Genomic DNA, 10,745 nt, shown 5'->3' with positions numbered 1-10,745 from the left:
ATTATAATGCTTGAAGTATTGTTCTAGAGTGTCAATTTTGTAGTAACTCATAGTGTAATTTTTTATAAAAGTATTAAATCTGTGCCTATTGAGAAAATTATTTAAATCATAAATACCTACAAAAAAAAGTAAAATATATAATTTTTCACTTAATTTTTTATTAATATGTAGTTATTCGCTTATTTAAAGTAAATAGACAGCATACAAAAGGCGTGAAAGAGCGATCTTTCACGCCTTATTGAAAACAAAAATATATAAAAACAATTAAAATTTTGTCGTCAAAATCTTGTTCCAATGATGATAGAATTATTTGTTCTTCAGTAAAAATAAAATGTAAGTTAAATTAGTATTACAAATTCTACAAACAAATATAAATACTCGCTCTTTTTTTTGGAAAAATAAATGGGATTAACTCACTTAACTTTGAATAAATCAAAGCTAAGTGAATTTAAAAGCATCCATATCTGTAGATCATTGTAACACTTTTTAACTAACTCAAGATATTATGAAATCAAATGATATAGTGCCAATCCCGCCACATCCTCATATGTGGTAGATTGTATTGATGTTATCCTATTTTTTTCATCGCTGTCATAGAAGCGCGAAGCCATTCCCCTACTTCTTCAATAGGATGTTGCCTAATGGTTTTGTTAACTGCAATCAAAACGCTATTATCCACACCATTTGAGTTCGAAAATGGTTTTCCAATTACATTTGTTTTTACGGTTTTCATAAAATCAACTAACAAAGGTTTGCATGCATGATCGAATAAATAGCAACCATACTCCGCAGTATCCGAAATAATGCGATTCATCTCGTATAATTTTTTGCGAGCAACAGTGTTGGCAATCAAAGGCAATTCATGTAAAGATTCATAATACGCTGATTCTTCAATGATTCCAGATTGAGTCATGGTTTCAAAAGCCAATTCAACTCCCGCTTTTACCATGGCAATTAATAAAGTACCGTGATCAAAATACTCTTGCTCAGAAATATGAGCTGAAGTTGGAGCTGTTTTTTCAAAATTAGTTTGAGCTGTTGCAGCTCTCCATGTCAATAAATTGATATCATCGTTTGCCCAATCAATCATCATATTTTTTGAAAACTCCCCCGAAATAATATCATCCATGTGTTTTTGAAACAACGGACGCATAATTTCTTTTAAATCATCTGCCAATCGAAAAGCTTCAATTTTAGATGGGTTCGAAAGGCGATCCATCATGTTCGTAATTCCACCGTGTTTTAGAGCTTCGGTAATGGTTTCCCAACCGAATTGGATAAGTTTAGATGCATACGCGGGCTCAATCCCTTCCTCAACCATTTTATCAAAACATAAAATTGAACCAGTTTGTAACATGCCACACAAAATGGTTTGTTCGCCCATTAAATCTGATTTTACTTCGGCTACAAAGGAAGAGTTTAGCACACCTGCCTTATTACCACCGGTAGCCACTGCATAGGCTTTTGCTTGTGCAAAACCTACATTATTTGGATCGTTTTCAGGATGAACTGCAATTAAAGTAGGTACACCAAAACCACGCTTGTACTCTTCACGCACCTCTGATCCTGGACATTTTGGAGCACACATGATAACAGTGATATCCTCGCGAATTTGCATGCCTTCCTCTACAATATTAAAACCATGTGAATACGCCAAAGTCGCTCCTTTTTTCATCAAAGGCATAATTGCCGTAACTACAGCTGTATGTTGTTTATCTGGTGTAAGATTACAAACTAAATCAGCAGTTGGAATTAATTCTTCGTACGTTCCAACAGTGAATCCGTGATCGAATGCGTTGTTAAAAGATACTCTTTTCTCTGTAATTGCATCAGCTCGTAGTGCATAAGAAATGTTTAAACCTGAATCTCTCATATTCAAGCCTTGGTTTAAACCTTGGGCTCCACAACCCACAATTACAACCTTTTTACCAGCCAATGCACTAATGCCTTCTGAAAATTCAGATTGGTCCATGAATTCGCAAACGCCTAATTGTTCTAATTGTAATCGAAGTGGTAATGAGTTGAAATAATTTGCCATTTTGTATTTTTTAAGGAAGGTATTATTTAGTTTTTAGTTCGTTTTTTTTAGTTTATTGCTACAGTTGCTCCAGCATCGCAGAAATTTGCATTTTTTCTTTTGATACCGAAATTCGGCCAGATCGAACGAATTGCATGATTCCAAAAGGTCTTAATTTCTCGTATAATTCTTGAATTTCTGCACGTCGTCCTGATTTTGAGATCACAAAGAAATCTCTTGCCACAGTAACAATTTCAGAGTGACTTTCTTTGATGATGTTTTGAATTTTTTTTTCGTCAAATAACAAACTTGATTCTATTTTAAAAAGTGCATTTTCAAGAAAAATCGTTTCTTCGTCTACATGGTAGAACGCCTTAATCACTTCGATTTGTTTTTCGATTTGTCCCACAATATTTTGAACCCATTTTTCTGTGGTATTCACCACAATTATAAATCGAGAAACGTTTTCAATTTCTGATTCGGATACGTTCAAACTTAAAATATTGATGTGGCGTTTTAAGAATATACCTGATATTCTATTCAATAAACCCACGTTGTTCTCTGAATATACTGAGATGGTAAATGTTTTATTTTCCATTTTTTTATGTTTAAAGTTTTATGTTTAAGGTATAAAAGTTGAATAGAATTCTTTTGAGGTTCCAAAACTTTATACCTTAAACTTTAAACTGTTTTTATGACAAACGAATGTCCGATACCGATGCTCCTGTTGGGATCATTGGGAATACATTATTTTCTTTTTCGACCATCACTTCTAGGAAATACGAATCCTTTGAAGCTAACATTTCTGCAACTGCGCTATCTAAATCTTCTCTTTTAGTTACTTTTTTCGCTTTGATGTAATAGCCTTCCGCAATAGCAATAAAATTAGGATTGATCATTTCGGTAGAAGCGTATCTTTTTTCAAAAAACAATTGTTGCCACTGACGTACCATTCCTAAAAACTCATTGTTCAAAACCACAATTTTAACTGGAACTTTGGTCTGGAAAATAGTTCCTAATTCTTGAATGGTCATTTGAAAACCACCATCACCAATAATAGCTACTACTTCACGATTTGGCATTCCCATTTTGGCTCCAATTGCTGCGGGCAATGCAAATCCCATAGTTCCTAAACCACCTGATGTGACATTACTTTTGGTAGTATTGAATTTCCCGTAACGGCAAGCAAACATTTGGTGTTGCCCTACATCTGAAACTAAAATTGCGTCTCCTTTAGAGTGTTTGTTGATCATTTCGATAGTTTCACCCATTGAAATCCCTTCTTTTTTGGGTTGCAACTCCTCATTTATGACAGCTTCTAATTCAATTTCATATTTAGCTTTAAATTCATTGTGCCAAGAATCATGGGTGTTGTTTTGAATAAGGGGTAGTAAAGCCGTTAAAGATTCTTTCAAATCGGCTACAACGGCTACATCTGTTTTTACGTTTTTATCCACTTCAGCAGGATCAATTTCAAAATGAATTATTTTGGCTTGCTTGGCATACGTTGCAAGGTTTCCAGTTACGCGGTCATCAAAACGCATTCCGAGAGCAATCAACACATCGCATTCATTTGTGAGTACATTGGGTCCGTAATTGCCATGCATTCCTACCATACCTACATTGAGTGGATGTGCGGTAGGCAATGCTGATAATCCTAAAATAGTCCATGCTGCTGGAATACCTGATTTTTCTACCAAAGCTTTTAATTCGGCTTCGGCTTGGCTCAAAATAACACCTTGACCCCAAATAATAAAAGGTTTTTTAGCGTTATTAATTAAAGCTGCAGCTTCTTGTACCTTATTAATATTAAGGATTGGTTTGGGATGATAACTTCGAATACTTGTACATTTTTTGTAACTGAATTCCATTTCATCAAACTGCGCATTTTTGGTAATGTCAATTAAAACCGGACCAGGACGACCCGATTTGGCGATGTAAAATGCTTTCGCAATAATTTCTGGGATTTCAGAAGCCTCTGTAATTTGGTAATTCCATTTGGTAACCGGAGTCGAAATTCCGATGATATCGGTTTCTTGAAAAGCATCAGAACCCAATAAATGTTTACCAACTTGACCTGTGATGCAAACCATTGGTGTCGAATCGATTTGCGCATCAGCAATTCCAGTAACTAAATTGGTAGCTCCAGGGCCAGAAGTTGCAATGGCAACGCCTACTTTGCCAGTTGCTCGTGCATATCCTTGTGCAGCATGTGTAGCTCCTTGCTCGTGACGCACCAATACGTGATGTAATTCGTCTTTAAACTTGTATAATTCATCGTAAACCGGCATGATTGCTCCGCCAGGATAGCCGTAAATTACATCTACGCCCTCCTCTAGTAAGCATTTTATAACGGCTTCTGCGCCTGACATTTTATTATTTTCCATTTTCTATTTTTATTTAGCCAGTGCCTCTTGCCAATTTCCCTAGCAACGGCAATTTCAATATCAATTTCAAAATTTGTGGTAATAACAATTAATTTTTTACAATATTCATCTTGCCTTTTGAAATTGCTATTTGTTATTATTTATCAGTTACGCAACCTGTTGAGGCGCTTGAAACCGACCGAATATATTTTAGTAAAACACCTTTTTTTATTGGCGTTTCTGGTTGTTTCCATTGTGATTTTCGCCTTTCAAATTCCTCATCCGAAATTTTAAGATTGATAGAGTTTTTAACGGCATCAATCGTTATAATGTCACCATTTTGAACTAATGCAATACCACCACCATCATAAGCTTCGGGAGTAATATGTCCAACCACAAAACCATGCGAACCACCAGAAAATCTGCCATCTGTAATCAAAGCAACACTTTTTCCTAAACCAGCACCCATGATGGCTGACGTAGGTTTTAGCATCTCTGGCATTCCTGGCCCACCTTTAGGTCCGCAGTATCTAATGACGACTACATTTCCCGGTTTAACTTCTCCGTTTCTTACCCCTTTTATAACATCATGCTCGTTTTCATAGACAATTGCATCTCCTTCAAAATATTCGCCTTCGTTACCACTTATTTTGGCCACACAGCCTTCAGAAGCCAAATTGCCGTATAAAATTTGAATATTTCCAGTACTTTTTAATGCTTTTTGAATTTCATGAATTACATCTTGACCATCATTTAAGTCAAGTACAGAGGCTAAGTTTTCGGCTAAAGTTTTACCCGTAACCGTCAAACAATGTCCGTGTAATAGACCTTCTTTTAATAAATATTTCATGACAGCAGGAACTCCGCCCACAGCATGAAGATCCTCCATTAGGTATTTTCCACTTGGTTTTAAGTCGGCTAGCAAAGGCGTTTTGTCACTAATTCTTTGAAAATCATCCAAAGTAATTTCAATATCAACCGAGTGAGCCATCGCTATCAAGTGCATGACAGCATTGGTTGATCCTCCTAAAACTGCTACCATCGTAATGGCATTTTCAAAGGCTTCGCGTGTCATGATATCTTTAGGTTTGATATCTTTTTCCAATAATATTTTGATGGCTTTTCCGGCATGAAGGCATTCTTGCTTTTTTTCTGGGCTTAAAGCTGGATTCGAAGAACTGTAGGGTAAACTCATCCCCAAAGCTTCGATGGCTGATGACATGGTGTTTGCTGTATACATTCCACCACACGCACCTGCTCCAGGACAAGAGTTTTGAATCACACCTTTGAAATCTTCGGGTGAAATCGTATTGTTAAACTTTTTTCCAAGGGCTTCAAAAGCCGATACAATATTTAGCGATTCTCCTTTCCATTTTCCAGAATGGATGCTACCACCATAGACCATGATCGAAGGGCGATTGAGTCGACCCATTGCCATAACAGAACCAGGCATATTTTTATCACAACCAGGAATAGCAATTAGTCCGTCATACCATTGTGCTCCCACAACTGTTTCAATAGAGTCAGCAATTACATCTCGAGATACCAATGAAAATCTCATTCCATCCGTACCGTTTGACATTCCGTCACTTACTCCGATTGTATTAAAAATCAATCCCACTAAATCTTCTTGCCAAACCCCTGTTTTAATGTCTTTAGCTAAATCATTTAAATGCATGTTACAAGGATTTCCTTCGTAACCCATGCTTACAATGCCTACTTGAGCTTTATTCAAATCAGCTTCGGTTAAACCAATTCCGTACAACATGGCTTGCGCTGCAGGTTGTGTTTCGTCTTGAGTAATCGTTTTGCTGTATTTATTTAATTCCATTTTTTTATGTTATAATTGAAATATTGTATTGATAATTAAACAATTGTAGACTGTCCGATGTATACATTATCACTTTTAAAATAAAGATCGTCTTTGCTTAAAATATAGTTGGCTATAAAATCGCCCACTTCATTAGTTCCAAATTTTGAATACGGATTCAAATCAGCGGTTACGACATTTAGTTCAATTGCTTTTTGCACAGCTTCGTATACTTTTAAGGATTCAGCATGTAGACCAAAATGTTCTAATAACATTGCTGCAGAAAGTATAGAAGCAATAGGATTTGCGATGTTTTTATTTTTTCCTTCTGGAAAAGAACCATGAATAGGTTCAAAAAGCGCCGATGAATTGCCTAAAGACGCCGATGGTAACAATCCAATTGTACCCGTAATAACACTAGCTTCGTCTGATAAAATATCTCCAAATAAATTTTCAGTAAGAATCACATCAAATTGTTTTGGATTGATGATAATTTGCATCGCTGCGGCATCAGCCAATAAAAATTCCAAAGCAACATCTGGGTAGCCTTCAGATAGTTCAGTGACAACCTTACGCCACAAACGTGAGGTTTCTAAAATATTTGCTTTATCAACTAAGGTTAATTTTTTGTTTCTTTTTTGAGCAGTTCGAAAAGCTAAATGACTGATACGGATAATTTCTTCTTCGGAATACTCGCAAAGGTCTGAAGCAAAAGTGCCTGTTTCGTTGCTTTTTTTCTCACTGAAATACGATCCTCCTGATATTTCTCTAAAGATGATGAAATCAGTATTTTCAATTATCTTTCTTTTTAATGGAGACAAATCAAGTAAGTCGGCATAAGGCTTTACAGGTCTAATGTTTGCATATAAACCGAGGGCTTGACGCAGATTTAATAAACCTTGAATAGGACGTAATTTAGTACTTGAAACAGTATCGTCTACGGCGCCAAATAGCACGGCATCCGTATTTAAACAAAGATTTAAAGTTTGTTCCGGTAATGGATTTCCTGTCTTTTCTATTGCAATCGACCCAATTAAGGCATCCTCAAAAACAAATTCATGATCGAAAACGACACCAATAGCATACAAAACTTTCTTGGCTTGTAAAATTACTTCTGGTCCTATTCCATCTCCTGCAAGTGCTGCTATTTTTAAATTCATAATATTTGATTTTAGTTTAGGGGCTTTGTTTAATTTAAAACCAACTCCTTATTGATTTTACAAGCTTCAATTATTTGATGAATGTCTTGATCTACTACTTCTTTTTTAATATCAGCAAATTTTAAGAATTCAATATAAACCACATCAAGTTGCATTTTAGTCAATTCATAACCTACTTTTTTTGCTCTGTAAGCCAATGCTGCTCTACCACTTCGGGCGGTCAATACAATCGAAGATTCATTTACACCCACTTCAAGCGGATCCATGATTTCATAAGTAGCTCTATTTTTTATAACTCCATCTTGATGAATTCCGGAACTATGTGCAAAGGCATTTGCCCCAACAATTGCTTTGTTGGGCTGTACAATCATTCCCATACTTTCACTAACCAATCGACTCATTTCGTTCAATTGTCGAGTATTAATATTGGTATCTAAATTTAAATACGGATGCTGTTTGAAAATCATTACCACTTCTTCAAGTGCCGTATTTCCTGCTCGCTCTCCTATCCCGTTTATTGTACATTCTATTTGTCTAGCGCCATTTATAGCACCTGCGATTGAATTAGCGGTTGCCATTCCTAGATCATTATGACAATGACACGATAAAACCACGTTTTCAATACCTTTTACATTTTCTTTGAGATATTTAATCTTTGCACCATATTCTTCTGGCAAACAATACCCAGTTGTATCTGGAATATTTAATACGGTAGCTCCTGATTTAATAACTTCTTCGCAGACTCGTGCTAAGAATTCATTATCTGTCCTTCCTGCATCTTCAGCGTAAAACTCTACATCTTCTACGTAGGATTTGGCGTGAGCTACGGCCGCTTTGGCACGTAAAATAATATCTTCTTTTGTAGTATTTAATTTATGGAAAATATGCGAATCAGAAGTTCCGATGCCCGTATGAATTCTAGATCTTTTGGCATATTGAAGCGCTTGTGCGGCTACATCAATATCATTTTTTACAGCGCGAGTTAATCCGCAAACTACTGCATTTTTAACAACCTTACTTATTTCTGAAACAGATAAAAAATCACCTGGACTAGAAACAGGGAAACCAGCTTCAATAATGTCTACACCCATTTCATCCAATCGATTTGCAATCACTAATTTTTGGTTGGTGTCTAACTTACATCCTGGGACTTGCTCTCCATCACGTAAGGTGGTATCAAAAATTTGAACTTTCTCTCTATTCATTTTAATTTATTTAATGTAATTTGCACAACTTGTAACAAAAATATCTTTCATTAGTTGGATAGAAAACACAATTTCCTGAAATATACTGCTCATAAGGGGTATTTAAACTTTATAAAATACTGATTAACAAAACATTAAGTTATACTATTCTACAATGGCTAACCATCAAAAAGATTTTTTATTTGTATTAATAAAGTCCCTTTCTAAATCTGAGAAAAGACAATTTAAAATTTTTGCAAGTAGATTAGAGACCAGTTCTAATACAAAATTTATTGAACTTTTTAACATACTTGATAAATCAGATGCATATGATGAAAAGCTAATTTTGAAAAGTGGCAGTATCAAAAAAGTGCAATTGTCTAACCTCAAATCGTATTTGTACAAGCAAATTTTGGTGAGTATCCGATTGAACATTCCGAGTCAAAACATGCGTTATCAACTTAGAGAACAAATTGATTTTGCTGCAATTCTATACAATAAAGGCTTGTATAAGCAAAGTTTAAAACTCTTGGATAAAACCAAAATTCTGGCCTTAGAAAATGATGAAAAACTAATGGCCTATGAAATTGTAGAATTTGAGAAACTCATTGAATCCCAATACATAACCCGCAGTATTCAAGGTCGTGCAGATGAATTGGTAGTACAAGCTAAAGAGTTGAACTACCGCAATACTATTTCTAGTAAATTATCAAACTTATCACTACAGCTATATGGTATCATGCTCAAAACCGGTTATGTAAAAACCGATGCAGAGTTTACTTATATTGATGACTATTTTAAAAAACATATCTCCAAATTCGACGAAAAAAAGTTTGGTTTTAGAGAAAAATACTGGTTTTATAATGCTAATTTGTGGCGAAGTTTTTTAGTGCAGGATTTTTTATCATGCTATAAATATGCATTAAAATGGGTTACCCTTTTTTATGATAATCCTAATATGATTTACTTGAATCCTGTTTTTTTCTTAAAAGGGAATCATTACTTACTGGAGTCATTGTACATGTTGAAGTACAAAACCAAGTTCAAAAAATACTTAGATTTATTAGAAGAAACCATAAAGGATTCCCGCTTTCCAGTGAATGATAATATTGCGAGTTTGTCCTTTTTATATGTTTATAACAACAAACTTAATTTACATATTTTAGAAGGTACTTTTGCAGAAAGTGAATATTTAATTCCTGAAGTATTGCATAAATTAAAAATGCATACGGATCATCTTGACGAGCATCACGAAATGTTGTTTTACTACAAATTTGCTTCTATTTATTTTGGTAACGAAAAATATGCTGAAAGTATTTTTTATTTAGAGAAAATCATCAACAATAAAAACCTTTCCATGCGTGAGGATTTAATGTGTTTTGCGCGCTTGCTGTGCTTGATTGCGCATTACGAATTAGGGAAAGATTACTACTTAGAAAATCAACTCAAAAATACTTATAAGTTTTTACTCAAAATGAACGACTTGCATGAAGTACAAAAAGAAATTATCAAATTTTTGAAAAATTTAAACTCTATTTATCCGACAGATATCAAGAAAGAGTTTATCAAAATGCGAACTCGTTTTGTCGAATTAGAACAAAATACCTATGAAAAACGTGCCTTTTTATATCTCGATATCATTTCCTGGTTAGAAAGTAAAATAGAAAATTGCAAGATTAGCATCATTATAAAGGAAAAAGCAAAACAAAACAATCGGTAAAAAACAAAAAGGAGGCTAAAGCCTCCTTTTCTATTCAATTTCTTTGCGACCACGCATTATATCTTCAAAACTGGAACATTTTACAAACTCTTGTTCACCATCAATTTGCATGGGCAAAAATATAAATTCAACTTCCGAAAGGTCTTCTTTCAAATAAAAAGCCATATCATCTAATTTGTAAAACCATTCTTTGTCAAATTGTACTTTATTTATAGTGGCATCTTTGACTAATAATTTTTCGTTAAGCGGCTTCATGAGTACGTTTTAATTTTTTTTCAAAAATAGAAACATCATTTTGTTGCTACAAATACAAATGAATTATTTTCAAAAAAAAATAGATAATTATAAATAGATTGTAATATAAAAACTAATGGTTACTTTTAATAAAAAAATTATGAACGGATTCTTTAAAACAATACTAGCGGGCTACGGAGCTAAAAAACTAGGTGGAGGTTGCTTTGGCACCATTCTAATTTTTATAATTATCT

The 10,745-nt window shown here is 34.5% G+C and carries 8 protein-coding genes; 1 reads left to right on the top strand and 7 read right to left on the bottom strand.

The window, feature by feature from the left end; all coding sequences use genetic code 11:
- Positions 1 to 568: 568 nt before the first annotated feature.
- The 6 genes from ilvC to DNC80_RS03625 all read right to left on the bottom strand — a co-directional run bounded on the left by ilvC (position 569) and on the right by DNC80_RS03625 (position 8,558).
- The gene (gene ilvC / locus DNC80_RS03650; protein WP_182649315.1) at positions 569 to 2,038 is read right to left on the bottom strand and encodes a ketol-acid reductoisomerase; all 1,470 of its coding nucleotides are present in this window, start codon (positions 2,036 to 2,038) and stop codon (positions 569 to 571) included.
- Positions 2,039 to 2,096: 58 nt separating this feature from the next.
- Entirely contained in the window at positions 2,097 to 2,615 is a 519-nt protein-coding gene (gene ilvN / locus DNC80_RS03645) for an acetolactate synthase small subunit (protein ID WP_182649313.1), read from the bottom strand.
- A 94-nt stretch (positions 2,616 to 2,709) separates the two neighbouring features.
- Positions 2,710 to 4,404 carry a biosynthetic-type acetolactate synthase large subunit gene (ilvB, locus tag DNC80_RS03640; protein WP_182649311.1) on the bottom strand — a complete coding sequence of 565 codons (1,695 nt, stop codon included), beginning with the start codon at positions 4,402 to 4,404 and terminating at the stop codon, positions 2,710 to 2,712.
- 136 nt (positions 4,405 to 4,540) lie between these two features.
- Complete coding sequence (gene ilvD / locus DNC80_RS03635; RefSeq protein WP_182649309.1) at positions 4,541 to 6,214, bottom strand: dihydroxy-acid dehydratase; 1,674 nt, start codon at positions 6,212 to 6,214, stop codon at positions 4,541 to 4,543.
- A 35-nt stretch (positions 6,215 to 6,249) separates the two neighbouring features.
- The gene (gene leuB / locus DNC80_RS03630; RefSeq protein ID WP_182649307.1) at positions 6,250 to 7,353 is read right to left on the bottom strand and encodes a 3-isopropylmalate dehydrogenase; all 1,104 of its coding nucleotides are present in this window, start codon (positions 7,351 to 7,353) and stop codon (positions 6,250 to 6,252) included.
- 29 nt (positions 7,354 to 7,382) lie between these two features.
- On the bottom strand, positions 7,383 to 8,558 hold the full coding sequence (locus DNC80_RS03625) for a 2-isopropylmalate synthase (RefSeq protein WP_182649305.1): 1,176 nt from the start codon (positions 8,556 to 8,558) through the stop codon (positions 7,383 to 7,385).
- A 154-nt stretch (positions 8,559 to 8,712) separates the two neighbouring features.
- Here DNC80_RS03625 and DNC80_RS03620 point away from each other — a divergent pair, with 154 nt between their 5' ends.
- Positions 8,713 to 10,257, top strand: a complete 1,545-nt coding sequence (locus DNC80_RS03620; protein ID WP_182649303.1) for a hypothetical protein — start codon at positions 8,713 to 8,715, stop codon at positions 10,255 to 10,257.
- Between the two features lie 30 nt (positions 10,258 to 10,287).
- Here DNC80_RS03620 and DNC80_RS03615 read toward each other — a convergent pair whose 3' ends face one another.
- Positions 10,288 to 10,512, bottom strand: coding sequence for a hypothetical protein (locus DNC80_RS03615; RefSeq protein WP_182649301.1), 225 nt, complete (start codon positions 10,510 to 10,512; stop codon positions 10,288 to 10,290).
- Positions 10,513 to 10,745 lie beyond the last annotated feature (233 nt).

This window comes from Flavobacterium sp. SOK18b, assembly GCF_014156605.1.
GTDB lineage: Bacteria > Bacteroidota > Bacteroidia > Flavobacteriales > Flavobacteriaceae > Flavobacterium > Flavobacterium tiangeerense.
Note: the sequence above shows the minus strand (reverse complement) of the source record. Positions and strands in the feature narration are given on the sequence as shown.

Excerpts from the sequence above, each read along its gene's own strand:
- ilvC (WP_182649315.1), bottom strand. The coding sequence starts at position 2,038 with ATGGCAAATTATTTCAACTCATTACCACTTCGATTACAATTAGAACAA.
- ilvN (WP_182649313.1), bottom strand. The coding sequence starts at position 2,615 with ATGGAAAATAAAACATTTACCATCTCAGTATATTCAGAGAACAACGTG.
- ilvB (WP_182649311.1), bottom strand. The coding sequence starts at position 4,404 with ATGGAAAATAATAAAATGTCAGGCGCAGAAGCCGTTATAAAATGCTTA.
- ilvD (WP_182649309.1), bottom strand. The coding sequence starts at position 6,214 with ATGGAATTAAATAAATACAGCAAAACGATTACTCAAGACGAAACACAA.
- leuB (WP_182649307.1), bottom strand. The coding sequence starts at position 7,353 with ATGAATTTAAAAATAGCAGCACTTGCAGGAGATGGAATAGGACCAGAA.
- DNC80_RS03625 (WP_182649305.1), bottom strand. The coding sequence starts at position 8,558 with ATGAATAGAGAGAAAGTTCAAATTTTTGATACCACCTTACGTGATGGA.
- DNC80_RS03620 (WP_182649303.1), top strand. The coding sequence starts at position 8,713 with ATGGCTAACCATCAAAAAGATTTTTTATTTGTATTAATAAAGTCCCTT.
- DNC80_RS03615 (WP_182649301.1), bottom strand. The coding sequence starts at position 10,512 with ATGAAGCCGCTTAACGAAAAATTATTAGTCAAAGATGCCACTATAAAT.